The organism is Vreelandella hamiltonii (assembly GCF_014651795.1).
Lineage (GTDB): Bacteria > Pseudomonadota > Gammaproteobacteria > Pseudomonadales > Halomonadaceae > Vreelandella > Vreelandella hamiltonii.
On sequence record NZ_BMXO01000012.1, the window covers coordinates 18,362 to 43,506 of the forward strand.

The 25,145-nt window shown below is 61.8% G+C and carries 26 protein-coding genes; 18 read left to right on the top strand and 8 right to left on the bottom strand.

Going from position 1 to position 25,145, the window contains the following annotated elements; translation table 11 throughout:
• The first annotated feature begins 2 nt into the window (after positions 1–2).
• The 6 genes from rpmB (at position 3) to ald (ending at position 4,425) form a co-directional block, all read left to right on the top strand.
• Positions 3–239, top strand: coding sequence for a 50S ribosomal protein L28 (gene rpmB / locus IE061_RS12390; RefSeq protein ID WP_016915065.1), 237 nt, complete (start codon positions 3–5; stop codon positions 237–239).
• Between the two features lie 38 nt (positions 240–277).
• Entirely contained in the window at positions 278–433 is a 156-nt protein-coding gene (rpmG, locus tag IE061_RS12395; protein ID WP_009098622.1) for a 50S ribosomal protein L33, read from the top strand.
• Between the two features lie 140 nt (positions 434–573).
• A complete protein-coding gene (gene mutM, locus IE061_RS12400) occupies positions 574–1,401 on the top strand; it encodes a bifunctional DNA-formamidopyrimidine glycosylase/DNA-(apurinic or apyrimidinic site) lyase (protein ID WP_193461741.1) in 828 nt (275 codons plus the stop codon).
• A 46-nt stretch (positions 1,402–1,447) separates the two neighbouring features.
• Positions 1,448–2,638 carry a class I SAM-dependent rRNA methyltransferase gene (locus IE061_RS12405; RefSeq protein ID WP_193461742.1) on the top strand — a complete coding sequence of 397 codons (1,191 nt, stop codon included), beginning with the start codon at positions 1,448–1,450 and terminating at the stop codon, positions 2,636–2,638.
• 48 nt (positions 2,639–2,686) lie between these two features.
• The gene (locus IE061_RS12410; protein ID WP_096922075.1) at positions 2,687–3,130 is read left to right on the top strand and encodes an acyl-CoA thioesterase; all 444 of its coding nucleotides are present in this window, start codon (positions 2,687–2,689) and stop codon (positions 3,128–3,130) included.
• Between the two features lie 179 nt (positions 3,131–3,309).
• Positions 3,310–4,425: an alanine dehydrogenase gene (gene ald / locus IE061_RS12415; RefSeq protein ID WP_193461743.1), complete on the top strand. Its 1,116-nt coding sequence runs from the start codon at positions 3,310–3,312 to the stop codon at positions 4,423–4,425.
• A 24-nt stretch (positions 4,426–4,449) separates the two neighbouring features.
• Here the strand turns inward: ald and IE061_RS12420 are convergent, their stop codons facing one another.
• Positions 4,450–4,698: a SlyX family protein gene (locus IE061_RS12420; RefSeq protein ID WP_039175223.1), complete on the bottom strand. Its 249-nt coding sequence runs from the start codon at positions 4,696–4,698 to the stop codon at positions 4,450–4,452.
• Positions 4,699–4,808: 110 nt separating this feature from the next.
• Between IE061_RS12420 and IE061_RS18245 the strand changes: the two genes are divergently transcribed.
• Positions 4,809–5,336, top strand: coding sequence for a cold-shock protein (locus IE061_RS18245; RefSeq protein ID WP_308429540.1), 528 nt, complete (start codon positions 4,809–4,811; stop codon positions 5,334–5,336).
• A gap of 57 nt (positions 5,337–5,393) precedes the next feature.
• On the opposite strand, the gene IE061_RS12430 is transcribed toward IE061_RS18245, so the two are convergent.
• The 7 genes from IE061_RS12430 to map form a co-directional block, all read right to left on the bottom strand.
• The gene (locus IE061_RS12430; protein WP_039175225.1) at positions 5,394–5,783 is read right to left on the bottom strand and encodes a hypothetical protein; all 390 of its coding nucleotides are present in this window, start codon (positions 5,781–5,783) and stop codon (positions 5,394–5,396) included.
• Positions 5,780–6,952: a succinyl-diaminopimelate desuccinylase gene (gene dapE, locus IE061_RS12435; RefSeq protein WP_096922077.1), complete on the bottom strand. Its 1,173-nt coding sequence runs from the start codon at positions 6,950–6,952 to the stop codon at positions 5,780–5,782. The genes IE061_RS12430 and dapE overlap by 4 nt, the downstream gene beginning before the upstream one ends.
• Positions 6,939–7,964 (bottom strand): 2,3,4,5-tetrahydropyridine-2,6-dicarboxylate N-succinyltransferase, encoded by a 1,026-nt coding sequence (gene dapD / locus IE061_RS12440; protein WP_039175227.1) that lies wholly within the window; start codon positions 7,962–7,964, stop codon positions 6,939–6,941. The genes dapE and dapD overlap by 14 nt, the downstream gene beginning before the upstream one ends.
• 41 nt (positions 7,965–8,005) lie before the next feature.
• Entirely contained in the window at positions 8,006–8,353 is a 348-nt protein-coding gene (locus IE061_RS12445) for a Spx/MgsR family RNA polymerase-binding regulatory protein (protein WP_193461744.1), read from the bottom strand.
• 33 nt (positions 8,354–8,386) lie between these two features.
• Positions 8,387–9,583 (bottom strand): succinyldiaminopimelate transaminase, encoded by a 1,197-nt coding sequence (dapC, locus tag IE061_RS12450; RefSeq protein ID WP_144980481.1) that lies wholly within the window; start codon positions 9,581–9,583, stop codon positions 8,387–8,389.
• Positions 9,584–9,679: 96 nt separating this feature from the next.
• The gene (locus IE061_RS12455; RefSeq protein ID WP_039175229.1) at positions 9,680–12,355 is read right to left on the bottom strand and encodes a [protein-PII] uridylyltransferase; all 2,676 of its coding nucleotides are present in this window, start codon (positions 12,353–12,355) and stop codon (positions 9,680–9,682) included.
• A complete protein-coding gene (gene map, locus IE061_RS12460; RefSeq protein ID WP_039175230.1) occupies positions 12,355–13,146 on the bottom strand; it encodes a type I methionyl aminopeptidase in 792 nt (263 codons plus the stop codon). Before map ends, IE061_RS12455 begins: the two co-directional genes overlap by 1 nt.
• Before the next feature lie 322 nt (positions 13,147–13,468).
• Here map and rpsB point away from each other — a divergent pair, with 322 nt between their 5' ends.
• The 11 genes from rpsB (at position 13,469) to lpxD (ending at position 25,117) form a co-directional block, all read left to right on the top strand.
• Entirely contained in the window at positions 13,469–14,218 is a 750-nt protein-coding gene (rpsB, locus tag IE061_RS12465; RefSeq protein ID WP_039175231.1) for a 30S ribosomal protein S2, read from the top strand.
• Positions 14,219–14,434: 216 nt separating this feature from the next.
• Positions 14,435–15,304, top strand: coding sequence for a translation elongation factor Ts (gene tsf, locus IE061_RS12470; protein ID WP_189462671.1), 870 nt, complete (start codon positions 14,435–14,437; stop codon positions 15,302–15,304).
• Between the two features lie 122 nt (positions 15,305–15,426).
• On the top strand, positions 15,427–16,194 hold the full coding sequence (gene pyrH, locus IE061_RS12475; RefSeq protein WP_039175233.1) for a UMP kinase: 768 nt from the start codon (positions 15,427–15,429) through the stop codon (positions 16,192–16,194).
• A 4-nt stretch (positions 16,195–16,198) separates the two neighbouring features.
• Positions 16,199–16,756, top strand: coding sequence for a ribosome recycling factor (gene frr / locus IE061_RS12480; RefSeq protein WP_039175234.1), 558 nt, complete (start codon positions 16,199–16,201; stop codon positions 16,754–16,756).
• A 105-nt stretch (positions 16,757–16,861) separates the two neighbouring features.
• Positions 16,862–17,647 carry a polyprenyl diphosphate synthase gene (gene uppS, locus IE061_RS12485; protein WP_039175235.1) on the top strand — a complete coding sequence of 262 codons (786 nt, stop codon included), beginning with the start codon at positions 16,862–16,864 and terminating at the stop codon, positions 17,645–17,647.
• Entirely contained in the window at positions 17,640–18,461 is an 822-nt protein-coding gene (locus IE061_RS12490) for a phosphatidate cytidylyltransferase (protein WP_189462672.1), read from the top strand. Before uppS ends, IE061_RS12490 begins: the two co-directional genes overlap by 8 nt.
• Entirely contained in the window at positions 18,458–19,669 is a 1,212-nt protein-coding gene (gene ispC, locus IE061_RS12495; RefSeq protein ID WP_189462673.1) for a 1-deoxy-D-xylulose-5-phosphate reductoisomerase, read from the top strand. The genes IE061_RS12490 and ispC overlap by 4 nt, the downstream gene beginning before the upstream one ends.
• Before the next feature lie 26 nt (positions 19,670–19,695).
• Positions 19,696–21,054: an RIP metalloprotease RseP gene (gene rseP / locus IE061_RS12500; RefSeq protein WP_039175238.1), complete on the top strand. Its 1,359-nt coding sequence runs from the start codon at positions 19,696–19,698 to the stop codon at positions 21,052–21,054.
• Between the two features lie 98 nt (positions 21,055–21,152).
• The gene (gene bamA, locus IE061_RS12505) at positions 21,153–23,504 is read left to right on the top strand and encodes an outer membrane protein assembly factor BamA (RefSeq protein ID WP_373294982.1); all 2,352 of its coding nucleotides are present in this window, start codon (positions 21,153–21,155) and stop codon (positions 23,502–23,504) included.
• 19 nt (positions 23,505–23,523) lie between these two features.
• Positions 23,524–24,024: an OmpH/Skp family outer membrane protein gene (locus IE061_RS12510; RefSeq protein WP_039175240.1), complete on the top strand. Its 501-nt coding sequence runs from the start codon at positions 23,524–23,526 to the stop codon at positions 24,022–24,024.
• Positions 24,025–24,079: 55 nt separating this feature from the next.
• A complete protein-coding gene (lpxD, locus tag IE061_RS12515) occupies positions 24,080–25,117 on the top strand; it encodes a UDP-3-O-(3-hydroxymyristoyl)glucosamine N-acyltransferase (RefSeq protein ID WP_039175343.1) in 1,038 nt (345 codons plus the stop codon).
• Positions 25,118–25,145 lie beyond the last annotated feature (28 nt).

Below are 25,145 nucleotides of genomic sequence, written 5' to 3' on the forward strand. Positions count from 1 at the left end.
TCATGTCCAAAGTATGTCAGGTTACCGGCAAGCGTCCGGTAACTGGTAATAACGTTTCTCACTCCCAGCGCAAGACTCGTCGTCGTTTCTTGCCGAACCTGCACACCCATCGCTTCTGGGTGGAGTCTGAAAACCGCTTCGTCAAGCTGCGCGTTTCCTCTAAAGGCATGCGCATCATCGACAAGAAAGGTATCGACTCGGTTCTGGCCGACATCCGCAAACGCGGCGACGCTATCTAAGCCAGTTTCTGGCTCAGCATTTTTGGGAGAGTTAAACCATGCGCGATAAGATCAAGCTGGTGTCTAGTGCCGGTACTGGCCACTTCTACACCACTGACAAGAACAAGCGGAACACCCCGGATAAGTTCGAATTCAAGAAATACGACCCGGTCGTCCGTAAGCACGTCATCTACAAGGAAGCCAAGATCAAGTAACCTCGGTTACGATGATCGGCTTTCACCGCAGGCGAGCGCCTGTTGAAAAACCCGGCCCCAAGCCGGGTTTTTGCATGTCTAACGTTCGCGTTTCGCGTGTTAGCATCGCTGTCACTGTGCTGTCATCATAGGCTTTCATCATGCCCGAATTGCCTGAAGTGGAAACCACGCGGCGTGGTATCGCGCCCTACCTGGAAGGGCAGGAGATTACCGAAGTGCTGGTACGCCAGCCGCGCCTGCGCGTTCCCGTGCCGGATGATCTGGCCGAGCGTCTGGTCGGGGCTCGCGTGGGTGAGCTTGCCCGGCGCGCCAAATACCTGCAGATCCCGCTGGCCACGCCTACCGGCCACGCCACGCTGCTGTGGCACCTGGGCATGTCGGGTAGCCTGCGGATTGCCCGGCTGGGTGATCTGCCCAAAAAGCATGACCATGTGGATATCGTCACCGCCAGCGGTCATATATTGCGCTATCACGACCCGCGCCGCTTTGGCTTCGTCGATTGGCAGCACGCCGATGCACAGTTCGATACGCGGCTGGCACACCTGGGCCCGGAACCCCTCGACGATGCCTTCACGGGCCGATGGCTCCACGCACTGTCGCGCGGCAAGCGCGTCGCCGTGAAGCCTTTCCTGATGGATAACCGCGTGGTCGTGGGAGCGGGCAACATCTATGCCGCCGAGGCGCTGTTCATGGCGGGCATCGACCCGCGCCGGGCCGCCGGACGCATTTCACTGGCGCGCTACGAAGCGCTGGCCCAGGCGGTCAAGGAAGTATTGGCGGCGGCCATTACCCAGGGCGGCACCACGCTGCGCGATTTCGTCAGCGGCCAGGGGGAGCCGGGCTACTTTGCCCAGCAATTGAATGTCTACGGTCGCCATGGCCAGCCTTGCCTGCGCTGTGGCAGTGAACTCAAGCGCATTACCCTGGGGCAGCGGGCCAGCGTATTCTGCCCCGATTGCCAGCGCTGAGCGCCGCCCTGGGCGGCTAACTGTTTTTGTTTATCTGGAGAATGTTGTGACTCAACGTCTGCGCCTGAATAAAAATGCCGATCGCCGCTTGAAGGCTGGCCATCTGTGGATCTACTCCAACGAAGTCGATATCAAGGAAACGCCGCTGAAGACCTTCGAGGCGGGCGAGCCTGCCTTGGTAGAGGCCTCCAACGGCAAGACCCTGGGCGTGGCCTACGTGAACCCGCACTCGTTGATCTGTGCGCGGATCATGTCCCGCGACCCGGAAATGCGCCTGGACCGCTCGCTGTTCGTGCACCGTTTCAATCAGGCGCTGGCGCTGCGCCAGCGTCTGTTCGATCAGCCCTTTTACCGTCTGATCCATGGCGAGGGCGACCTGCTGCCAGGACTGATCATCGACCGCTTTGGCGATGTGCTGGTCGTGCAGCTCAATACCGCCGGCATGCAGGCCCTGGTCGACGAGATCGTCGATGCGCTGGAAAAGGTCATCAAGCCTGAGGTCATCGTATTCCGTAACGACACCGGGGGCCGCCGCCAGGAGGGTCTGGAAGCCCACGTGGAAGTGGTCAAGGGCACCCTGCCCGACGAAGTGCTGCTGGTAGAAAACGGCGTGACCTTTGCGGTGCCGGTACTCAACGGCCAGAAGACCGGCTGGTTCTTCGACCACCGCGTCAACCGGGCCTGGTTGAACAGTCAGGTTGCTGGAAAGCGCGTGCTGGACGTATTCAGCTATGTGGGTGGCTGGGGCGTTCAGGCTGCCGCCAGCGGCGCCTCCGAAGTGCTGTGTGTGGATGCCTCCGGCGTTGCCCTGGAGCAAGTGGCGCGCAATGCCGAGCTGAACGGTGTGCAGGAGCAGGTGGCCGTGGGTGAAGGCGACGCCTTCGAAGCGCTGGCCGCATTGAAAGCCGACGGCGAGCAGTTCGACGTGGTGATTCTCGACCCGCCTGCGTTCATCAAGAAGCGCAAGGACATCCCCAACGGTGAGCGCGCCTATGCACGACTCAACCGCGAGGCAATGCGCCTGCTGGGTCGCGATGGCCTGCTGTTGTCGGCGTCCTGCTCCATGCATCTGGCCCACGAGCGGCTGGTGGATGTGGTGCGCGGTGCCGTGCGCCATCAGGACCGCCATGGCCAGGTGATTTTCCAGGGGCATCAGGGGCCGGATCACCCCGTGCACCCGGCGATTCCCGAAACTGCTTATTTGAAAGCGCTGGGCGTGCGGGTCTTCCGCGACTGAGCATCGCCCGCTGTCGAGCGCCGTCGTCATAGGAAAGGAGGTGGCCACATGGAGTGGGCGTTGCCAGAGCCGTTCGTACTCACGCTGCAGGTCGCGCCGGAAGCCATCGACGCTTACCGGCACGTCAATAACAGCGAGTACCTGCGCTGGGTAGAGCAGATCAGCTGGGCCCACTCCGAGGCGTTGGGGCTGTCGCTGGAACGCTATCGGGCGCTGGACCGGGCGATGGTGGTCCACCGCCACGAGCTGGACTACCTCGCCCCTGCTTTTCAGGACGACACGCTCTGCTTGGCCACCTGGATCGTCGACTGCGACGGCCGCTTCAGCCTGACGCGCCGCTTTCAACTGATACGGCCAGCAGACGGCAAGACGCTGCTGAAGGCGCGCACGCGGTTTGCCTGTGTCGCGCTTTCCAGCGGTCGCCCCAAGCGCTTGCCGGAGGAGTACCAGCGCATTTATGGCGCTGCGGTGGTGCCCGAGCCCGCCGAGTGATGAATCGACGGTGCGGCGTGGATTTTTTCGTCGCGGCCCGTCAAACGCTGAATTTTGCTGTTGAAAAACGCCTTTACCGGCGTTTTTTTCGTTTTGCTCCCTTGGGCTGGTGGTTCACGCCTGCTGTGCTGTAATGCATTGAGCACCCAGTGATGTTGATGACCCAAGGAGAGTCCGCCATGCACATTGCCGTTCCCAAAGAGATCAAGAACCACGAGTATCGCGTTGCGCTTACGCCCACGGGGGTACGTGAGCTGGTCGGGCGTGGCCACTCCGTCAGTGTCCAGGTAGGCGCGGGCGAAGGCGCTGGCTTTCAGGATGACGCCTACCAAAGCGCGGGCGCGACATTGGAGGCCGACGTCGAGGCGCTGTGGCAGCGCGCCGAGCTGATTCTGAAGGTCAAGGAGCCCCAGCCGGAAGAGGTGGCGCGCCTGACGCCAGCGCACACGCTGTTTACCTATCTGCACCTGGCTGCCGAGCGGGCACTGACCGAAGGGCTGATGAAAAGCGGAGCCACCTGCATCGCCTATGAAACCATCACCGATGCTCGCGGCGGGTTGCCGCTGCTGGCCCCCATGAGCACCGTGGCGGGGCGCATGGCCATACAGGCCGGTGCCCATGGGTTGGAGAAGGCCCAAGGAGGCTCGGGGGTGCTGCTGCCCGGCGTGCCCGGTGTGGCACCGGGGCAGGTAACGGTCATTGGTGGTGGCGTGGTGGGGGAAAACGCAGCGCGGATGGCGCTGGGGCTAGGGGCAGAGGTGACGATTCTCGATACCTCGGTGGCCCGGCTGGAAGCGTTGGATGCGCGCTACCAGGGGCGTATCAAAACCGTCTACTCCACCGCCGATGCGCTGGACCATGCGGCACGCACCGCCGACATGATTGTGGGCGCAGTGCTGATCCCCGGCGCGGCAGCTCCCAAATTGATCACCCGTGCCATGCTGGCCGAAATGAAACCCGGCAGTGTGCTGGTGGACGTGGCCATCGACCAGGGCGGCTGTTTCGAAACCAGCAAGCCCACGACCCACGCCGAGCCCACCTATCTGGTGGATGGCATCGTGCACTACTGTGTGGCCAACATGCCCGGCGCCGTGGCACGTACGTCTACCCTGGGGCTCACCAACGCGACGCTGCCGTTCGTACTGGCGCTTGCCGACAAGGGGTGGCGCCAGGCGCTGGCAGACGATGCCCATTTTCTGCCCGGGCTGAACGTCCACGATGGCCAGATTACCTACCGGGCCGTCGCCCAGGCGTTTGGCCTGGAAAGTGTCGAACCGGCCAGCGTGGTGAAGTGACCCGCGCGCCAGGCGGTGGGTCCATTAGTAGTGGGGCGGGATGTCGTCTTCGGGGCGAAAACCGCCCTGTGAGTCGCTGGCTTGCAGCGCCTGATGCTGTTCGCGGAGCCGTTCACGCATCAGGGCGCTCAGCTGTTCCAGCTTTTCGAGGCGGCGCTCCTGCTGGGCGACGGCCTGGTCCAGGGTGTCCAGCCAATGTTCCTGATAAGCCAGCCGACTTTCCAACGATTCAATACGTTGAGTGAGCTCGGCAGGCGTTAATTCGTTTGTCATGATAACATCGTCACCGTATGTAGTATGCTCGGTACTGTTAGGAAAGGGCCTGGTAGGCCGAGTATTGTCTTGCTTCTGTTACCCATACAACAAGAGAGCTTTTATCATCCATGAACCCAAAAGTTGTTTTTCGCTGTTTCTTTATCAGTATCTTACTGGCCGCCCCCACGCCGCTTCTTCTGGCGGGGATTGTTCATTTAACCAATGCACCTCTGGCTGAACAGTGGTTGGCCGAGGCTGCTTTCAGTGTGTATACCGCTGTGGCACTTGGCTGTTTTGCAATGTTGTTCGTCGGTACGCTGGCGGCTGCGGCCCTGGCACCACCGATGGTGGTAAAGGCCGATGTGGCCAGGGTCAAACCTGCCCCGCGTCAGCCCCAGGCAGCACCCGTGGTGGACGATGAAGAAGAGGATATCATCGACCCCAACGATGGCCGTGAAGAGGGCGAGGTCAAGTGGTTCAACACCAACAAGGGCTACGGCTTCATCACCCGGGACAATGGCGAAGATGTCTTCGTGCATTTTCGGGCGATACGCGGTCGTGGCCCACGCATGCTGGCCGAAGGCCAGATCGTGCGTTACCACGTGATCAAGAACGACCGTGGCCTTCAGGCCGATGATGTCAGCATTATCGAATAAGCGCTCCGGCGCGGTTGCTGACAGGAAAACCCCCGCCTTGTGCGGGGGTTTTTACGTTTAGCGCCCGGAATCTGGCCATTCGATGGCTTTTTCCTGGCCGCCGGGCAGCACTTGCCAGAAGCGGTCCGGGTCATCGCCAGGGTGCCAGCCGCCCAGCGAACAGCGGACTTCCACGTTGAGCGCTTCGGCCGCGTGCTGCGCGCACTCCTGGTCGGTGTGCCAGGGGGTGTGGGCGCTGTCGAACCACAGGCTGGCAAAACCGTCGGCGGCGTTGTCCACCAGCAGCACCGGGACGCTTTCCCCCTGATGCTGGCCACGGGTTTTCCACTTGCCCTTGCCCGCCGGGCCCAGGGGTGGGGCATCGAGGGTCTCGCTGAGCCAGGCGTTGAGATCGTCCAGCGACACGCGTGCCAGGTACACTTCGATATCCGGAAACCGCTCCATCATACGCATACCTCATCAGTGGTGAGCAGCGCCTGCAGGGTGGCTTCGTAGATGCGGCTGAGCGCATCGAGGTCGCTGGCCAGCACGCGCTCGTTCACCTTGTGAATGGTGTCGTTGAGCGGACCCAGCTCCACCACCTGTGCCCCCAGGGTGGCAATGAAGCGGCCATCGGAGGTGCCGCCGCTGGTCGACAGTTGCGGGCGCTCGCCGGTGACGGCTTCCACGCCGCGAATGGCCGCATCGACCAGTTCGCCTTCGGCGGTCAGGAAGGGCTCGCCGTTCAGGGTCCAGTCCACATGGTACTCGAGGCCATGGCGATCCAGAATCGCTTCGGTGCGAGCTTTCAGTGCTTCGTGGGTCACTTCCGTGGAGTAGCGGAAGTTGAACACCACTTCGATGTCGCCAGGGATCACGTTGGTCGCCCCGGTACCCGCGCGCACGTTGGAAATCTGGAAACTGGTGGCGGGAAAGAAGTCGTTGCCGGCATCCCAGTGCTCGCGTGCCAGGGCATCGAGCGCAGGCAGCGCCTGGTGAATGGGGTTGCGTGCCAGGTGGGGGTAAGCCACGTGCCCCTGCACCCCTTTGACATGCAGCACGCCGCCCAGCGAGCCGCGTCGGCCGTTCTTGATCACATCCCCCAGCCGCGCCGTGGAAGAGGGCTCGCCGACGATGCAGTAGTCCAGCCGTTCGTTGCGCTCGCGCAGGTGCTCCACCACGGCTCGGGTGCCGTCCACGGCGGGGCCTTCCTCATCGGAAGTGATCAGGAAGGCGATACGGCCGTCGTGGTCGGGGTAGCGGGCCACGAAACGCTCCACGGCGGTCAGCATGGCGGCCAGGCTGCCTTTCATGTCGGCCGCACCGCGCCCGCAGAGCATGCCCTGCTCGTCGATGCATGGCTCGAAGGGCGGAAACTCCCAGCTGGTATGCGGCCCGCTGGGCACCACGTCGGTATGCCCGGCGAAGGCCAGCACCGGGCCATGATGGCCGCGCACGGCCCAGAAGTTTTTCACATCGCCGAACGGCAGCTGCTCGACATGGAAACCGAGCGCCGTGAGGCGCTCGATCATCAGGTCCTGGCAACCCTCGTCGTCCGGGGTCACCGACGCACGACCCAGCAGGTCAAAGGCCAGGGTGAGCGTCGGTGACAGGGCGGCAGACTCAGTTGTGGGCATGCAGCGCCTCGTTCAGCGCAATGGCACTCTTGTTGGTGAGGCACTCGATGCGGCCATTTTGCGAGTTACGGCGCAGCAGCAGGTCGTCCTGGCCAGCCAGCTCACGGGCGGCCACGGTGTTGACTTCCTGACCCTGGTCGTCGAGGACGGTCACCTTGGAGCCAGCGGTGATGTACAGGCCTGCTTCCACGGTGCAGCGGTCGCCCAGCGGAATGCCGATACCGGCGTTGGCGCCGATCAGGCAGCCTTCACCCACCTTGATGATGATGTTGCCACCACCGGAGAGGGTGCCCATGGTGGAGCAGCCGCCGCCCAGGTCGGAGCCTTTGCCGACCATGACGCCCGCTGAAATGCGGCCTTCGATCATGCCCGGGCCTTCGGTGCCCGCGTTGAAGTTGACGAAGCCTTCGTGCATGACCGTGGTGCCTTCGCCCAGGTAGGCGCCCAGGCGTACGCGGGCGGTGTCGCCAATGCGGATGCCGGTGGGCACGACGTAGTCGGTCATCTTGGGGAACTTGTCGACGCAGTCGACGGACAGCGCGCGGCCTGCCAGGCGTGCCTTGAGGCGGCGAGCCGGCAGCTCTTCGATGTCGATGGCGCCTTCGTTGGTCCAGGCGATGTTGCGCAGCAGGCCGAACATGCCGGTCAGGTCCAGGCCGTGGGGCTTCACCAGACGGTGGGACAACAGGTGCAGCTTGAGGTAGACCTCCGGCACGGTTTGCGGCGCCTGGTCGGTGTCCAGGAACATCGCTACCAGCGGGCGCTGGCTAGTGGCGAAAGACTCGGCCAGCGCTGCCTGCTCGGAATGACCCGCGGCTTCCAGTGCTTTGGCCAGGCGGGTGCAGTCTTCCGGCAGGAAGCTGACAGGGCTGTTCTCGGCAGCGGCGCCCAGCGCTTCCTTGGCGGCGGCCACCAGGCTCTCGTCGGGGTTCAGCAGCGGGGCCGGGTAGTAGATTTCCAGCCAGTCACCCTGGGTGTTTTGGGTACCAATTCCAAGCGCAAAGCTCAGCATAACGGGGCTTCCTTCAAGGTTGTGTGTCTAAGAGGGGGCGTTCAGCCGCTCAGTTTGTCGTAATCGCCGTCGCGGTAGCCGACCAGGATGGTGCTGTTGTCGACTTCGAGTAGCGGACGCTTGAGCCGCGTGGGTTGTTCCAGCAGCAGCCGACGGGCCGACGTGGCGTCCAGCTGATCCTTTTCCTCCTGGGGCAGGTTGCGCCAGGTGGTGCTGCGCTTATTGATGGCTTCCAGCAGCGGCACCCGCTCGAGAATATGCTCCAGCAGGCTGGCCGACAGGCCATCCTTGCGCAGGTCATGGGTCTTGAAGGGAATGCCGCTCTCCTCCAGCGCCTTGCGGGCTTTGCGGCAGGTGTCGCAGGTGTTGATGATATATAGCGTCAGCATGGAAAAGCCTCCTTGTCGTGGGGTGTCGCGGCGTTAGCTGCGCTCGATCAGCTGGCGCAGTCGCTTGGCTGCTTCCAGGGTCGGTTCGAGCTCTGCCACCAAGGCTAAGCGTAGTCGACCTGCGCCCGGGTTATGGCCATCCTTGCCGGGGCGGCCCATCAGGCTGCCGGGCAACACGCTGACATGCTGTTCACTGAACAGCCGCTGGGTAAAGGCGATATCGTCGCCCCCCGGCACGGCGGGCCACAGGTAGAAGCTGGCTTCGGGCGTCGGGAACGACATGACAGGCGCAAGAACCTCGGTGACGGCGCTGAATTTCTCGCGGTAGGCGTCACGGTTGGCGCGCACGTGGGCTTCGTCCTGCCAGGCAGCGATGGAGGCGTGCTGCAGCGGCAGTGACATCGCGCAACCGTGGTAGGTGCGGTAGCGCTTGAACGGGGCGAGGAGGTCGGCGTCGCCCGCCACGAAACCCGAGCGCAGCCCTGGCAGGTTGGAGCGTTTGGAGAGCGAATGAAACACCACGCAGCGGCGGTAGTCATCGCGGCCCAGCTCGGCGCAAGCCTGCAGCAGCCCGGGCGGCGGAGTGGCTTCGTCCAGGTAGAGCTCGGAGTAGCACTCGTCGGAGGCAATGATGAAGTCGTGTTCGTCGGCCAGGGCAATGAGCTGCTTGAACTCGGCCAGCGGTGTGACTACGCCGGTGGGGTTGCCCGGTGAGCAGAGAAAGACGATCTGCACGTCGCGCCAGGTGTCGGCGCTGACGGCTGAAAAGTCCGGGCGAAAGCCGTTGTCGGCGGTACAGTCCAGGTAGAGCGGCTCGCCGCCTGCCAGCAGCGTGGCGCCTTCGTAGATCTGATAAAACGGGTTGGGTACCGCTACCTTGGCGGGGCGGGTGCGGTCCAGCGCCGCCTGCACGAAGGCGAAGATGGCTTCACGGGTGCCGTTCACCGGCAACACCTGACGTTCGGCGTCCAGCCCTGCCAGGCCAAAGCGCTGGGTGGCCCAGGCGGCAATGGTCTCGCGCAGGGCGGGCAGGCCGTTGGTGGCTGGGTAGCGCGCCATCTCCAGCTGGTGGGCAATGAGTGCGTCCAGTGCGCCCTGGTAAGGGGCATGCTGGGGCTCGCCAATGGTCAGCGGAATATGCGCAAGCCCCGCCGGAGGCGTGAGCGTTGCCTTGAGGGCAGCCAGCTTTTCAAACGGATAGGGGTGCAGGGCATTCAGGTCTGAGTTCATGGCGAGTCCGTACCGTTTATCGAACCGCCGATTATAGGCAACCCCTGGTGCAGGCTCAAACCCAACGACCAGGGGGTGTTCGGCCAGGCATCTGGGCTAGACGCTCAATACGTCGATCAGCCGCTCACGAAGCTGCTGTTGACGGGCGGGGTCGGTGAGCGGCTCACCGGCCTTGGTGGTGATGAAAAAGACGTCCTCGACGCGCTCGCCAAGGGTGGCGATCTTGGCCGCCGACAGGGCGATATCCTGCTCCATGAAGATACGCCCCACCCGGGCCAGCAGGCCAGGACGGTCGGGGGCGGTCAGCTCCAGCAGTGTGCGCTCATTGGCCGGGTCCTGCTCGATGACGACCTCCGTGGGCACCTTGAAGTGCTTCAGCTGGCGCGGCGTGTGCCGGGTGACGATCTCGGGGTAGTCGTCCGGGTCGTCCAGCTCTTCCACCAGGTGGCTACGCATCTCTTCGATGCGCAGCGGGTCACGGATCGGCTGGCTGTGGCTATCCAGCACGATGAAGGTGTTCAGCGTCCAGTCGTTGTGGGACGTGGCAATCCGCGCATCGTGGATGGACAGCCCCAACTGCTCCATGGCGGCGGCCGTGGCGGCAAACAGGTCATCCGCAGAGCGGGTGTGGATGAACACCTTGGTGCCACCTTCGGCCATGTCGGCGGTGGGGGCGCTGATCAGCACCAGCGGCAGAGGAGACGGCTGGTGGGCCAGAATGCCTTGGGTCTGCCAGACGATCTCGCTGGGGGCGTACTGCAGGAAGTAGTCTTCCCCAAGGGAGTCCCATAGCGGGTCGATCTGGCTGCTGTCCACACCGACGGCTTGCAGCAGCGAACGCGCCTCGGTGCGGGTTTCTCTGACCCAGTCGTCTCTGTCCGGCGGGTTTTTCAGCCCTCGGCGCAGAGCGCGCTTGGTCTCCGCATGAAGCTGGCGCAACAGAGAGGCCCGCCAGCCGTTCCACAGCGTGGGGTTGGTGGCATTGATGTCGGCCACGGTGAGCACGTAGAGGTAGTCCAGGCGAGTTTCGTCGCGCACGATCAGTGCAAAGTCGCGGATCACGTCCGGGTCGCTGATGTCGCGCTTCTGGGCGGTCATCGACATCAGCAGGTGATGCTCGACCAGCCAGCTGACCAGGTTCGTATCGTGCTGCGAAACGTGATGACGACGACAGAACTGCTCGACGTCACGGGCGCCGATTTCAGAGTGGTCTCCGCCGCGCCCTTTGCCGATGTCGTGGAACAGCCCGGCGATCCACAGCAGGTCCAGCTTGGGTAGCTGGTGGATCAGGTTGGCGGCCACCGGGAAGTCGTCCTTTGCCTCGGGCTTGCGGAAGCCGTGCAGAAATTTCAGCAGGCGCAGGGTGTGGGCGTCCACGGTATAGATATGAAACAGGTCGTGCTGCATCAGCCCGACCGCTCGGCCGAACTCCGGCAGGTACTTGCCCAGAATGCCGTAACGGTTCATGCGCCGGAGCTGGCGAGGCACGTTGCCCGGCGCCCGCATGAGCGCCATGAAGAGCCGCTGGTGGCGGGGGTCTTCCCGGTAGTGGTCGTCGATCTGATGGCGATGGTCACGGATCAGGCGAATGGTGTCGGCGCGCACGCCTTCGATTTCCGGGTGCTTGGCCATCAGCAGGAACAGCTCCAGCATGGCCGCCGGGCGTTCGCGAAACAGGCTGCGCGAGCGGGCCTGGATATAGCCCCCCTTGATCTCGAAGCGGTCGTTGAGCTTGATGGTGGCCAACGACTCCTTGCCGCGCAGGATCACTTCATCGAAGTGCTGCAAGAGCATGTCGTTGAGGCCTGCCAGCGCCGTCACATGGCGGTAGTAGCGCTTCATGAACTGTTCGACGGCCAGCCGCTCGGGTGTGTCCTTGAAACCGAACATGTCGGCGATGGTGCGCTGGTGATCGAACAGCAGGCGGTCTTCGGCGCGCCCGGTGAGCATGTGCAGGGCGTAGCGAACCTGCCACAGGAACGACTGCCCCTGGCTGAGGATGCGCAGCTCGGCGTCGTTCATGAACCCGTTGGCGACGATGTCGGTGTACTGCTCGGTGCCGAAGTGCCGCTTGGCGACCCAGCCGATCATCTGAATGTCTCGCAGGCCACCGGGCGAGCTTTTCAGGTTGGGCTCCAGGTGGTACTCGGAGTTGTTGTAGCGATAGTGGCGGGAGATCTGCTCTTGCCACTTGGCCTCGAAAAAGCGGTCGGCGGGCCATACGTGGGGGGCGCTCAGGCGCTCACGCATCTGTTCACGCAGGCGCTCGGGACCTGCGATCAAGCGCGACTCCAGCAGGTTGGTGATGACCGTCACGTCGGCTTCGGCCTCCCGCTCGCAGTCGTTGAGCGAGCGTACGCTATGGCCGATCTCCAGACCGATGTCCCACAGGAACGTCACGAAGGCGCTCAGCGGCTCTCGGTAGGGGGTGTCGTCATCGTGTTCGAGCAGCAGCAGCAGGTCGATGTCCGAGTGGGGGTGCAGCTCTCCGCGCCCGTAGCCACCCACCGCCACCAGGGCGATGCCGGTGTCGGGCCAGGCGTGGCGCTGCCAGGCAATCGCCAGCAGCTGGTCGAGATACCATGCGCGGCCACGTACCAGGTCACGAATGTCCGCACCCGCGCGAAACTGCTCGTCGAGGCGCGCCTGAATCTCCTTGAGCGCTGCCTTGAACGGGGCGATGGGAGAGCGTGCCCCGGCCAGCTCGGTGCGAAACAGCGCCAGATCGAACAGCGACGTATCCGGCTCGAACCGGTAGTGGTGTAGTAGCATCAGGCGTTCAGGAAGCCGAAGTCTTCGTCGCTGCGCGCGGTGAGCACTTCCACGCCGGTCTCGGTGACCAGTAGCGTGTGCTCCCACTGTGCCGACAGGCTGCGGTCCTTGGTCACCGCGGTCCAGCCGTCGCGCAACACTTTGGTCTTGTAGCCGCCCACGTTGATCATCGGCTCGATGGTGAAGCACATGCCCGCGTCGAGGCGAATGTCGGCATCCGGGGCGTAGCCATCGTAGTGCAGGAACTGAGGGTCTTCGTGGAAGTCGGCACCGATGCCGTGGCCGCAGAAGTCACGCACCACCGAGTAGCCATGGGCTTCGGCATGCTGCTGAATCACGCGGGCCAGCTCGGAAAGACGCACGCCGGGTTTGACCAGGGCGATGCTCTTGTACAGGCACTCTTGAGTGATGCGGCACAGCCGTTCGCCCTGGATGGTTTCGCCGATCACGAACATCACGCTGGAGTCGCCGTGGTACCCGTCGGGGGTGCGCACGGTAATGTCCAGGTTCATGATGTCGCCGCTTTTCAGCTTTTTGGCGTCATCCGGGATGCCGTGGCATACCACGTGGTTGATCGAGGTGCAGGTGGCCTTGGGGAAGCCGTGATAGTTCAACGGCGCCGGGACCGAGCCCAGTTCGTTGACGATGTACTCGTGGCACAGGCGGTCGATCTCGCCGGTGCTGATGCCTGCCTGGATGTGCGGCGTGATCATTTCGATGACGCTGGCGGCCTGGCGTCCGGCTTCGCGCATTTTCTCGATTTCAGAAGGCGTCTTGATAGGAACGTTCATGAATTCTCGATGTGGCTTCAGAGTAGGTGATGAGTAGCATTTTCGGCGGGTAAGCGCAGCGGCGACTTCATCTTGGCAATGATCTATGGTATAAAGCCGCGCGCTTTCCTGCAATCGCCATCCGCAGCTTCTTTTGCTGGCGCAGGCGGCAGGCAAGGGCAACAAGAGCGCAACTCAGCATGGCTGGGTTGCAAGATAGCAAGCCTTGAAAACACACATGCACCGGCACATGGTCCCGGGTGCCTTTAGCAACGCCTGGCGGTGCTACTGGTCGGATCCATGGGGTGCGTGGAGGCCTAACCCGAGTTTCAGGAGTTTTACCATGTCTCACGTCAATATGCGTGACCTGCTGAAGGCAGGCGCTCACTTCGGTCACCAGACCAAGTACTGGAATCCGAAGATGGGCAAATACATCTTCGGCGCGCGCAACAAGATCCACATCATCAACCTTGAGCACACTCTGCCGGCGCTGAACGAAGCGATCGACGTGATCGAGAAGATGGCGTCTTCCAACAACAAGATCCTGTTTGTTGGTACCAAGCGCAGCGCGAGCAAGATCATCAAGGAAGAAGCCAACCGTGTTGGCCAGCCGTTCGTCAACCATCGCTGGTTGGGCGGCATGCTGACCAACTTCAAGACCATTCGTCAGTCCATCAAGCGTCTGCGTGACCTGGAAGTCATGCGCGAAGACGGCACGTTCGACAAGCTGACCAAGAAAGAAGTCTTGATGGCCACGCGTGAGCAAGAGAAGCTCGAGCGTTCTATCGGTGGTATCAAGAACATGGGCGGCCTGCCGGACGCACTGTTCGTTATCGACGTTGACCACGAGCGCATCGCGATCAACGAAGCCAACAAGCTGGGTATCCCGGTCATTGGCGTGGTAGATACCAACTCTAACCCGGATGGCGTTGATTACGTGATCCCGGGTAACGATGACTCCATCCGCGCGATCCAGATCTACGTGAAGGCGATTGCCGACGCGTGCACCCGTGCGAAAGAAGGTCGTCCCGAAGAGTTTGTCGAAGTGACGGAAGAAGCCGCTTCTGCCGACGCTGACGCTGCTGCCGAGTAACACTGGCAGTGGGTGCGGCGGGCAGTTGAGCCGCATCGTCAAGAGGGGGCCTTATGCCCCCTTTTTCCCGCTTTGGGCACGCCCAGGCGGGCCGATCACGCCGAGCACCAGGTGCCGGCAAGCGCTCTGCAGCGTGATACGCAACGGTCATCTATCGTGCGTATACTCTGTAGCGCGTTTAACTCTCAGTTAGAACCATTTCCGAGGTGAAATCTCATGGCAGCTATCAGCGCCTCTCAGGTTAAGGAACTGCGCGAACGTACCGGTCTTGGCATGATGGAGTGCAAAAAAGCACTCACCGAAGCCGGCGGCGACATTGACGTGGCGATCGAAAACCTGCGTAAAAGCTCTGGCCTAAAAGCCGCTAAGAAAGCGGGTCGTACCGCTGCAGAAGGCGCCGTGGTAACGCGTGTTGCTGAAGACGGCAGCTACGGCGTCATGGTCGAAATCAACTCTGAAACCGATTTCGTTGCCCGCGACGACAACTTCATCGCTTTCTCCAACAAGATCGCTGATGCGTTCTTCGCTGCCAAGAGCGAAGACGTGGCTACCGTGATGGCGGGCGACCTGGAGTCTGCGCGTGAGCAGCTGGTTCAGAAAATCGGCGAGAACATCGGCGTGCGTCGTGCCGTCGTGGTAGACGCAGTGGACGCTGGCCTGGTTGGCGAGTACGTTCACGGTGGCCGTATTGGCGTATTGACCGTGCTGAAAGGCGGCAATGCCGAGGTTGCCAAGGACGTTGCCATGCACGTGGCTGCCATCAACCCGGCCGTGGCTCATCCGGCCGACATGCCCCAGGAAGAGCTGGACAAAGAAAAAGCCATCATCCTGGCGCAGCCGGACATGGCAGGCAAGCCCGAGCAGATCGCCGAGAAGATGGTCGAAGGCCGTCTGAAGAAGTATCTGGCCGAGAACAGCCTGACCGAGCAGCCCTTCGTCAAAGACCCGAACCAGACCGTTGCCGAATTCGTCAAGGCAGCTGGCGGTGAAGTGGTCAGCTTCACTCGTTTCGAAGTGGGCGAAGGCATCGAGAAAGAAGAAGTCGACTTTGCCAAAGAAGTTATGGAACAGGCTGGCCGTCGCTAAGGTCGAATGTTTCTGTAAGATGATGGCGTGCGCGCGAGCGCACGCCTTCGTGTATCCGGCCCCTGTGAAATACAGGTGCTGTCTCGCCCACCTGTGTCCAGGTCTGCCTCAGGAGAGATGCCATGTCACGTGAGATTCAAGAGTCTGCCCCCGCTGCCACGAAACTCGACAAGTCGAAATCGAAATACAAGCGTATTTTGCTGAAGCTGTCGGGCGAAGCACTGATGGGAGAGCACGATTTTGGTATCGACCCCAAAGTGCTGGACCGAATGGCACTGGAAATCGGCCAGCTGGTCGGGATCGGTGTGCAGGTGGGTATCGTGATTGGAGGTGGTAACTTGTTCCGTGGCGCTGCGTTGAACGAAGCGGGCATGGACCGAGTGACGGGTGACCACATGGGAATGCTGGCCACCGTGATGAATGCCCTGGCCATGCGCGATGCGCTGGAGCGCTCGAATATTCGTTCACGGGTGATGTCGGCGATTCCCATGAGCGGTGTGGTGGAACACTATGACCGCCGTACTGCCATTCGCTACCTGACTTCCGGTGACGTGGTGCTGTTTTCTGCAGGCACCGGCAACCCTTTCTTTACCACGGACTCGGCCGCCTGCTTGCGCGGTATCGAAGTGGACGTGGACGTCGTCATCAAAGCCACCAAGGTGGACGGCGTGTACAATAAGGACCCGGTGAAGTACCCCGACGCCGTAAAATACGACCAGCTCTCCTACGACGATGCTCTGGAGCAGAAGCTGGGCGTGATGGATTTGACCGCAATCTGCCTGGTACGTGACCATGATATGCCGGTGCGGGTATTCGATATGAACAAGCCTGGTGCCCTGCTGAATCTGGTAGTAGGGGGCAAGGAAGGCACGCTGATAGACAGAGGGTAACAACGTGATCAACGACATCAAGAAAGATGCAGAATCTCGCATGAAGAAGAGCGTCGAGGCGCTGCACGTCAACTTTAACAAGATTCGTACCGGGCGTGCGCATCCCAGCATCCTGGATGCCGTGACCGTTGAGTACTACGGTGGCCAAGTGCCGTTGAATCAGGTGGCCTCGGTCAGCGTCGAAGACGCGCGCACCTTGGCCGTTGCTCCTTGGGAGCAGGGTATGGTGCCGAAGATCGAAAAAGCGATCATGACCTCTGACCTGGGGCTCAACCCCTCCAGTGCGGGTAACGTGATTCGCGTGCCCATGCCGATGCTCACCGAAGAAACGCGCAAGGGCTATATCAAGCAGGCGCGTGGCGAGGCCGAGACGGCCCGTGTGGCGGTGCGTAACGTGCGTCGTGACGCCAACGGTGACTTCAAGTCGCTGCTGAAAGAGAAAGAGATCACTGAAGATGATCAGCGCCAGGGCGAAGACGAGATCCAGAAGCTGACCGACAAGTACATCGCCGAGATCGACAAGGCGTTGGCAGCAAAAGAGCAGGATCTCATGCAGGTATAACGATGTCGTCGACATCGCAGACTGCGTTCACTTCACCACGGGCAGCCTGGCTGCCCGTGGGCCATCGCTTGGCTTTAATATGATTGATCTTTGGTGCGAGACCCCATGACCTCCCCCCAGCTTCCCCCACAGCAGCCGGGCGGCACGGAGCCTTCTCGATCCGAGGGGGTGATGCCGTCCCATGTTGCGATCATCATGGATGGTAACAATCGCTGGGCTCGGGCGCGTGGGCTGTCAGGTGCGCGGGGCCACCGAGCGGGCGTCGAAGCCGTGCGTGCCGTCATCGAGCGTGCCGCCGAGCGGGGCGTTGGAACCCTCAGCCTGTTTGCATTCTCCAGTGAAAACTGGAAGCGTCCAGCGGCCGAGGTCAACGCGCTGATGGAGCTTTTTCTGATGGCCTTGAAACGCGAGGTCAAGAAGCTTCACGAGCGCAATATACGGCTTTCCATCATTGGCGAGCAGCGTGGCTTTTCCCACGCCATCCAGAAACACATTCAGCGTGCTCAGGCTCTGACTGCCGACAATACGGGCATGCACCTGGTGATTGCCGCCAACTACGGCGGCCAGTGGGATATCACTCGCGCCGCACGCCAGTTGGCCGAGCAGGTCGCCGCAGGCGAGTTGAGCCCCGACGCCATTGACGAAGCGCGGATGGATGCTGCCATGGGGGTCGAGCAGGTGCCGCCGGTGGATCTGTGTATCCGCACCAGTGGCGAGCAGCGCCTGTCCAATTTCCTGCTTTGGCAGCTGGCCTATGCAGAACTGCATTTTTCACCCTTGCTGTGGCCCGACTTCAACGGGGCGGCTTTCGACAAGGCGGTCGACGATTTCTGCTTGAGACGTCGCCGTTTTGGCATGACCGACGAACAAATAGAGGCGCAAGGTGCTTAAACAGCGAATCATCACCGCTGCCTGGCTGGCACCCCTGGTGCTGGCCGGGCTGTTTGGATTACAGGGCGGCGCGTTTGCGCTGTTTACCGCCGTCGTGGTGCTTCTGGGTGCCTGGGAGTGGACCAATCTCGCAGGCGTGACGCAACCGAGCCAGCGGCTCGGTTGCGTCGTCGGAATGGCAATGCTCATGGCGCTGCTGTGGTTCAGTGGGGCGGCTTATGCCGTCTGGCCGCTATGGCTGGCTGCCGCCGGTTGGCTGCTGAACCTGTACTGGGTGACCCAGTACCCGGCGGCGGGCCAGCAGTGGCAGAGCACCACCCGGCGGCTGTCGATGGGCGCCTGGGTGCTGCTGCCTTGCTGGGTGGGGTTCAACGTCCTGCGTGATAGCGGCGCCGTGTGGCTGCTGTTTGTGCTGCTGTTGGTGTGGAGCGCGGACATCGGCGCGTACTTTGCTGGCCGCCGTTGGGGCAAGCGCAAGCTGGCCCCGCGGGTCAGCCCCGGCAAGTCCTGGGAAGGCGTGCTGGGCGGGCTTGCCGCTACGAGCTTGCTGGCGCTACTGTTCGCCCTGTGGCAGCCCTTGGGCGTCGCTGGTGGCATCGCGCTGCTGTTGGTCACGGCCGTCGTCACGCTGATCTCGGTGCTGGGTGACCTGCTGGAAAGCATGCTCAAGCGTTACCGTGACATCAAGGATTCCAGCCAGCTGCTGCCCGGCCATGGGGGCGTGCTGGACCGTATCGATAGCCTGACCGCCGCCATACCGATCTTTGCCTTGTTCTACCTGCTGGTACTACAGGCCCAGGTGAGTGCGCTATGAGTACCGTGCCTGTTCAGCAAGTGACGGTGCTCGGGGCCACGGGCTCGATAGGCACCAGTACTCTGGATGTGATCGCCCGCCACCCTGACCGCTATCGCGTTTATGCGCTGACGGCCCATACCTCAAAAGAAGCCCTGCTGGCGCAGTGTCGGGAACATCGGCCCCGGTTTGCGGTGCTGGATGATGCGAACGATGCCGAGTGGCTTCAGCAGGCACTCGCACCAACGGGCATCGATACCAAGGTGCTCTCTGGCCCCGAGGCGCTATGCGATGTCGCCAGTGCGCCAGAGGTCGATACCGTCATGGCCGCCATCGTGGGGGCCGCTGGCCTTCTGCCAGCGCTGGCGGCGGCAGAGGCAGGCAAACGCGTGCTGCTGGCCAATAAAGAGGCGCTGGTCATGAGTGGCGCGCTGTTCATGGAGGCGGTCGAGCGCTCTGGTGCCATCCTGCTGCCGATCGATTCTGAACACAATGCCATCTATCAGTGTCTACCCAGCGAGCATCGTGGTGGGCTGGCCAAGCATGGCGTGCGTCAACTGCTGTTGACCGCGTCGGGCGGTCCCTTCCGGGGCTGGGCGGCGGCCGACATCGCCAAGGTAACGCCCGAACAGGCGTGTGCACACCCGAACTGGTCCATGGGACGCAAGATCTCCGTCGACAGCGCCACGCTGATGAACAAAGGGCTGGAGCTGATCGAGGCCTGCTGGCTGTTCGACGCCGCGCCTGAGCAGGTACAGGTGGTCGTACACCCGCAAAGCGTCATCCACTCGATGGCAGCCTATGACGATGGCTCGGTGATTGCCCAACTGGGCAACCCCGATATGCGTACCCCGATTGCTTACGGCCTGGCGTGGCCGGAGCGCATCGATGCTGGCGTCGAAGCACTGGATCTGTTCCAGGTGGCACGACTGGATTTCGAGGCGCCCGACGAGGCACTGTTTCCCTGTTTGCGGCTGGCGCGAGAAGCGATTCAAAAGGGTGGCGCGGCGCCAGCCATTCTCAATGCGGCCAACGAAGTGGCGGTGGATGCCTTTCTGACCGAAACCATCGGCTTCAGCGAGATTGCCGAGGTGGTGGCAGCGGTCATGGCACAGCCTTATCAGGGCGATGCCGCGTCTCTCGAGCAAGTATTGAATGCGGATCGCTGGGCGCGTGAGCAGGCGGAAATTATCGTGCGCCAGCGAATGGCTGAGCACTCTCCGCTTTAACGGCGGGTCATGTAAAGGAGCACGGCGTGGGCCTGATACAGAATATTCTAGCGGTTATCGTGGTATTGGGCCTGCTGGTCACGTTTCACGAGTTTGGCCACTTTTGGGTGGCACGCCGGTGCGGTGTGAAGGTGCTGAGGTTCTCGGTCGGTTTCGGCAAGCCGCTGTGGTCGACGGTGGACCGCCACGGGACCGAATTTGCGGTGGCCGCCATTCCTTTGGGTGGCTACGTGAAAATGCTCGACGAGCGCGAAGCGCCGGTCCCTGAAGATCAGCTGGACCAGGCGTTCAATCGCAAGACCGTCTGGCAGCGTATCGCCATCGTGGCGGCGGGCCCCATCGCCAATTTCCTGCTGGCCATCGTGGCTTATTGGGCACTGTTCGTGGCCGGTACCACCACGGTGGCGCCGATTGTCGGGCCGGTCACGCCCAACTCGCCAGCGGCCGAGGCAGGCTTGCCTCAGGGCAGTGAAATCACCGCCATCCAGGGCGATGCCATGCGCTCCTGGGAAGAGATCAATTTGAAGCTGGTGTCGATGATCGGCTTCAATGGCGAGCTGGAGATCGAAGCGCGTCCGGAAGGCAGCAGTGCCTCGCGTGCGTATCAACTGCCGATCAGCCGCTACATGGTTCGCCAAGACCCGCCGCAACCGCTGGAAACGCTGGGCTTCGTGCCGTGGCGGCCTGATGTCCCTGCCGTGCTTGGGCAGGTGCTGGAGGGGCAGGCAGCGGCCGAGGCTGGCCTCCAGCCGGGAGATCGTATTACGTCGTTGAACGGTGAGCCGGTTCGCGACTGGATGCAGTTCGTCGAGATCATCCGTGACAGCGCAGGCGAAGCCCTTCGCGTGGATTACCAGCGCAACGGTGAATCCGGCACGCTCACCATGACCCCAGGTCGCAATACGCTGGAGAGTGGCGTCGAGGTTGGGTACATTGGGGCAGGTGCCGAGCCGGTCAACTGGCCTGACGAGCTGCTGCGCGACATTCGCTATGGACCCATCGAGGCATTGGGCCAAGCGTTGTCACGTACCGGTGACATGGTCGTGCTCACGGTAGATGCCATTCGTAAAATGCTGGTGGGGCTGATTTCGCCCTCCAACCTGTCGGGGCCCATCACCATCGCGCAAATCTCCGGAGATTCGGCGCGTGCGGGCACCGAAGCCTTCGTCAGCTTTCTGGCGTATCTGTCGATCAGCCTGGGTGTGCTAAATTTGCTGCCTATCCCCGTGCTCGACGGTGGTCATTTGCTTTACTATTTTGTCGAGGTGCTGCGCGGGCGACCGGTATCCGAGCAGACACAAGCAATAGGTCTTCGCATAGGGCTGGCCATGGTAGGCACCCTGATGCTGATGGCGCTCTATTTTGACTTGATGCGCCTGTGGTAATAACGCGTGTAGCGCGTGGATGGCTTGTCATCTGCCTGCACAAATGTATATGGTGCCTGTCTCAACGACAGGCAGACCAACGCGAGCGAACTGACTGCATGAAAATCAAGACCCTTGGAATGGCGGCACTCTTGCTGGCGGGCGCCAGCGGCGCCCAGGCACAATCCTTTGATGTTTCGGACATTCGTGTGGAAGGACTACAGCGGGTATCCGCCGCCTCGGTCTTTAATGCGTTTCCTGTCAGTGCCAATGACCGCGTCGATGAGCAGCAGCTGGCCGCCGCCGCGCGTGACCTTTTCGCCACCGGCCTGTTCGAGGACGTCTCGCTGGCCCGCGAAGGCGATGTTCTGGTCATCCAGGTCGTCGAGCGTCCCACCATTGCTCGCCTGAACATTACCGGCAACCGTCAGATTTCCGATGACGACCTGCGTAATGGCCTGCGCCAGTCCGGCCTTTCCGAAGGGCAAGTGCTGCAGCTCTCTACCCTGGACGACATCGAGCGTGAACTGGAAGGGGTGTACCAGGCGCAGGGCCGCTACAGTGCCAGCATCAATGTCGCCGTGGATGAAATCGATGAAGGCCGAGTGCAGGTCAACATCGATATCAACGAAGGTGAAGTGGCCAAGATTCGCCAGATCAATATCGTGGGCAACCGTGACTTCGATGACGACACGCTGCGTAGCGTCTTCGAGCTGAACGACCGCCCAGGACGTTTCTTTGGCTGGTTCTCGCGGGACGAGTACTCCCGGGAAGCGCTCTCGGGGGACATCGAGCGCCTGCGCTCTTTCTACCTCGACCGTGGCTATGTCAACTTCGACGTGACCTCCACGCAAGTCTCGATTGGGCCTGAAAAGTCCGAGATCTTCGTGACGCTGAACATCGACGAAGGCACCCAGTATCGGGTCGGCAACATTCGGTTTGCCGGAGACCTGCAAATCAGCGAAAGCGAAGCGCGCAACCTGCTGCAGGTCAGCAGTGGCGAAATTTTCTCCCGTGGCGACGTCAACGCCTCTACGGAAGCCCTGCGTCAGCGCCTGGGGGCCGAAGGCTTTGCCTTTGCCGAGGTGCGCGGTATCCCTGAAATGGCCGGTGACGGTGAAACGGTCGATCTGGTGATCGCCGTCGACCCAGGCCAGCGTACTTACGTGCGTCGTATTGAATTCTTTGGTAACACCACCACGCAGGATGAAGTGTTGCGCCGTGAAATGATTCAGTTGGAGGGCGCGCCTGCCTCCACGGAATCCATCACCCAGTCGCGCCAGCGTCTGGAGCGTCTTGGCTTCTTCAGCCAGGTGGAAGTCGACACTCAGCCCGTGCCAGGGCAGCCTGATCTGCTGGACGTGACCTACAACGTCGAAGAGCAGCCGTCTGGTTCGGTCTCGGCCAGCGTCGGTTTCTCGCAGAGCGCCGGGGTGATCTACGGCGTCGGTCTGGCCCAGAACAACTTCCTGGGTACCGGTAACCGCGTCAACATCGGTGCTCAGCGCAGTGACACGTTCACCAGCGTGAACTTTGCCTTTACCGACCCGTACTGGACCCTGGACGGTATTTCACGGGGCTATAACGTTTTCTATCGCGAGACGGACTACGCCGACTCCGATATTTCCACGTTCTCCACCGACGCCTACGGCGCGGGCATCAACTTCGGTTACCCCATCAGTGAGCTGTCGCGGCTCAACTTCGGGGCGAGCATCGAAGACATCACCGTCAAGACCTACTTCGATACGGCCTCTGAAATTCGCCGTTACGTAGAAGACGAGGGTGACAACGCTCAGAGCCTGAAGCTGACCGCCAGCTGGACCCGCAACAACCTGAACCGCGGTATCATGCCGACGGCAGGTAATTACCAGCGTCTCTCGCTGGAAACCGGTGTGCCGGGCAGCGATGCGGAGTACTACAAGGTTCAGGCCCGCGCGCAGCAGCTCTTCCCGATCAACGACGATGAGACCTGGGCATTCAAGTTCAGCGGTAACCTGGGCTATGCCGATACTCTGGCCAGCAATGACCCTTACCCCTTCTACGAGAACTTCTATGCAGGGGGCCTGGGCTCGGTGCGTGGCTTCACGTCCAATACTCTGGGGCAGCGCACCACGCCCGCCCGCGAGGGTGCACGTGACCGTACCCTCGGGGGTAACGTGCTGGTTCAAGGCAGCGCAGAAGTCCTCTTCCCGATGCCGTTCGTCGAGAACCAGCGCTCGGTACAGCCTTCGCTGTTCCTGGATGCCGGTAATACCTTCCTGAGCTCCTGCTATGACGTGCTGGAAGAAGACGCGGGCCGCCAGCGTTGCAGTTCCGGCGTAGATCTGGGCGATTTACGCTACAGTGTGGGTATTGGCCTTTCCTGGCTGACGCCCGTGGGTCCCTTGACCTTCAGCATCGCAGAGCCGTTAAACGATGAAAGTGGCGATGATACGCAGTTCTTCCAGTTCTCGCTTGGCCAAACGTTCTAATTCAAGGAGTGTCATGATAATGCGTAAACTGACCGCCGCTGTGTGCCTGTTCGGGGCCATGACGCTACCCGCCTACGCGGCTGAAGTCGCTGTACTGGATTGGCGCGCAGCGCTGATGAACACCCAGTCGGCACAATCCTCGCTGAGCCAGTTGGAAAGCCAGATTGGTGGCCAGCAGCGCGAAGCTCAGTCGCTGGGTAACGAGCTGCAGCAGCTTCAAACTCGCTTGCAGCAGCAGGGCGAGACCATGTCGCAATCCGAGCGCGATGCGCTGATTGCCGAGCTGCAGCAGAAGGGCAGCCGTTTCGAGCAGCTTCGTCGTGAAGTGATGCAGGCGCAGCAAACCTCCGAGCAGCAGTTCCTCGAAAGCGCCGAGTCGAAGCTTGAGCGTGCCGTCGAGCAGGTGCTGGAGCGTCACAACATCGACGTGCTGGTAGAGCCGCAGGGAGTGCTGCACTCTTCGACGGATCTTCCCAACGTGACCAACGAGGTCACGCAGATTTTTGATTCGCTGAACTAATTCATGACCGTGGGTGCGGCGCTCGTTGGCCGCACCGCTGCTTTCCTGGGCTCCCATGACGCACGCTTCTCAACACCTCACCCTAGCCGATATCGCACGTCACTTGGACGTTGATTTCGAGGGCGACGCCGACCAGCCAATTCGTGGCCTGGCCACCCTCAAGGAAGCAACGCCCGATCAGGTGGCGTTTCTTGCCAATCGTGCGTATCTCAAAGACCTGGCCACCACGCGTGCAGCCGCCGTTCTGCTGCATCCAGAGCACGGCAAGAATTGCCCCGTGCCGCGGCTGGAAATGAGCAACCCCTATCTTGGCTATGCCAAACTGTCGCAGCTGTTTGACCCGTTGCCTGCGCGTGATGTCCCGGGTATCCACCCGAGTGCCATCGTGGCGGAAGATGCCACCCTGGGCGAGGGTATCTCGATTCAGGCCAATGCGGTGATCGAGTCTGGCGTGGTGCTGGGGGATCGTGTGGTGATTGGCGCAGGCAGCGTGGTGGGTGCCGACAGCCGATTGGGCGACGATACTCGGCTGCACGCCAACGTGACGGTGTGCCACGGTGTCATCGTCGGGAAGCGCGCCATTTTGCAAAGCGGCTGTGTGATCGGTGGCGATGGTTTCGGCTTCGCTCATGATGGTGCCGGTTGGCACAAGATCGCTCAGTTGGGCGGCGTGATCCTTGGCGATGATGTCGAGGTCGGCAGCTGTTCGAGTATCGACCGTGGTGCGTTGGGTGATACGGTCATTGGCAATGACGTCAAGATCGACAGCCAGGTGCAGATCGCCCATAACGTCACGATTGGCGACCACAGCGCCCTGGCGGGCTGTGTAGGCATTGCGGGCTCCACCAAAGTGGGCAAGCATTGCATGCTGGGTGGCGGCGTTGGCCTGTCGGGTCACCTGACCCTGTGCGACGGGGTGCAGGTAACGGGCATGAGTCTGGTCACCAACTCGATTCATGAGCCAGGTGTCTACTCCTCCGGCACGGGCGCCATGAGCAACACTCAATGGCGCAAGAACGCAGTGCGCTTCAAACAGCTGGATGATATTGCCAAACGATTGGCGCGATTGGAAAAAAGCCAGCGAGAATCGTGAAGCAAACAAGGAATTCAAGGACGAGTGG

Coding starts and splice junctions, on each gene's coding strand:
- rpmG (WP_009098622.1), top strand. CDS start 278: ATGCGCGATAAGATCAAGCTGGTGTCTAGTGCCGGTACTGGCCACTTC.
- lpxD (WP_039175343.1), top strand. CDS start 24,080: ATGACGCACGCTTCTCAACACCTCACCCTAGCCGATATCGCACGTCAC.
- IE061_RS12420 (WP_039175223.1), bottom strand. CDS start 4,698: ATGACAAACGAATTAACGCCTGCCGAGCTCACTCAACGTATTGAATCG.
- map (WP_039175230.1), bottom strand. CDS start 13,146: ATGAACGTTCCTATCAAGACGCCTTCTGAAATCGAGAAAATGCGCGAA.
- dapC (WP_144980481.1), bottom strand. CDS start 9,583: ATGAACTCAGACCTGAATGCCCTGCACCCCTATCCGTTTGAAAAGCTG.
- ald (WP_193461743.1), top strand. CDS start 3,310: ATGCACATTGCCGTTCCCAAAGAGATCAAGAACCACGAGTATCGCGTT.
- uppS (WP_039175235.1), top strand. CDS start 16,862: ATGACCTCCCCCCAGCTTCCCCCACAGCAGCCGGGCGGCACGGAGCCT.
- IE061_RS12410 (WP_096922075.1), top strand. CDS start 2,687: ATGGAGTGGGCGTTGCCAGAGCCGTTCGTACTCACGCTGCAGGTCGCG.
- bamA (WP_373294982.1), top strand. CDS start 21,153: ATGAAAATCAAGACCCTTGGAATGGCGGCACTCTTGCTGGCGGGCGCC.
- dapD (WP_039175227.1), bottom strand. CDS start 7,964: ATGCTGAGCTTTGCGCTTGGAATTGGTACCCAAAACACCCAGGGTGAC.
- mutM (WP_193461741.1), top strand. CDS start 574: ATGCCCGAATTGCCTGAAGTGGAAACCACGCGGCGTGGTATCGCGCCC.
- dapE (WP_096922077.1), bottom strand. CDS start 6,952: ATGCCCACAACTGAGTCTGCCGCCCTGTCACCGACGCTCACCCTGGCC.
- IE061_RS18245 (WP_308429540.1), top strand. CDS start 4,809: ATGAACCCAAAAGTTGTTTTTCGCTGTTTCTTTATCAGTATCTTACTG.
- IE061_RS12430 (WP_039175225.1), bottom strand. CDS start 5,783: ATGATGGAGCGGTTTCCGGATATCGAAGTGTACCTGGCACGCGTGTCG.
- IE061_RS12455 (WP_039175229.1), bottom strand. CDS start 12,355: ATGCTACTACACCACTACCGGTTCGAGCCGGATACGTCGCTGTTCGAT.
- pyrH (WP_039175233.1), top strand. CDS start 15,427: ATGTCACGTGAGATTCAAGAGTCTGCCCCCGCTGCCACGAAACTCGAC.
- IE061_RS12445 (WP_193461744.1), bottom strand. CDS start 8,353: ATGCTGACGCTATATATCATCAACACCTGCGACACCTGCCGCAAAGCC.
- rpsB (WP_039175231.1), top strand. CDS start 13,469: ATGTCTCACGTCAATATGCGTGACCTGCTGAAGGCAGGCGCTCACTTC.
- IE061_RS12510 (WP_039175240.1), top strand. CDS start 23,524: ATGCGTAAACTGACCGCCGCTGTGTGCCTGTTCGGGGCCATGACGCTA.
- tsf (WP_189462671.1), top strand. CDS start 14,435: ATGGCAGCTATCAGCGCCTCTCAGGTTAAGGAACTGCGCGAACGTACC.
- rpmB (WP_016915065.1), top strand. CDS start 3: ATGTCCAAAGTATGTCAGGTTACCGGCAAGCGTCCGGTAACTGGTAAT.
- ispC (WP_189462673.1), top strand. CDS start 18,458: ATGAGTACCGTGCCTGTTCAGCAAGTGACGGTGCTCGGGGCCACGGGC.